Source organism: Pseudarthrobacter polychromogenes (assembly GCF_014644495.1).
Classification (GTDB): domain Bacteria; phylum Actinomycetota; class Actinomycetes; order Actinomycetales; family Micrococcaceae; genus Arthrobacter; species Arthrobacter polychromogenes.
The window spans coordinates 1-605 of sequence record NZ_BMKU01000033.1; the positions used below are offsets into that span (position 1 = coordinate 1).

General features: G+C 61.8%; 1 protein-coding gene. It reads left to right on the top strand.

All coding sequences use genetic code 11. From position 1 onward, the window contains the following. The coding region (locus IEX43_RS20420; protein WP_409372352.1) for a tyrosine-type recombinase/integrase at positions 1–605 on the top strand (605 nt) is incomplete at both ends.

Sequence of the window (605 nt, forward strand, 5' to 3'; positions counted from 1 at the left end):
CCTGGTCTCGGTCAAGCGGCTGGCCCCGTCGACGATTCGCACGTATCAGCATCCGATTCGAATGTTCTGCAAGTACCTGTGCTCGGCTCATTACGGTTGGGTTGAGGAGTGCCTGAACCGGTTCGGCACGCACCCAGTCCAGGTGTGCCACGAATGGAACTCCGTAGCTCACCTGCAGGAGTACGAGGGCCGGCCTGGACGCAGGCCCCTGACGCGTAAAGAGGTGCAGATGCTCTTGGATCGTGCCGACGGCGTGGTCGAGGATTGTCTCGCTGCTCGCAGGAAAGGTGCGTTACCGGCTTACCGGGATGCGACACTCCTCAAAGTTCTTTACGCGTGGGGGCTGCGCATTTCGGAGGCGGTGAGCCTGGACGTGACGGACTTTTATGCCAACGCTCATGCTCCCGAACTGGGCCGGTACGGGATGCTGCAGGTTCGCAACGGGAAGTCGTCCGCAGGTGGAGCGCCGAAGCGGCGCTCTGTCGTATCACTGCTGCCCTGGGCCGTCGAAGCGGTGGAGGACTACGTAGAGAACGTCTGGCCGGGGGTTCGAGCAGGGCAGTCAAACGCTCTGTGGCTTTCCGAGCGAGGTACTAGGATGCGAT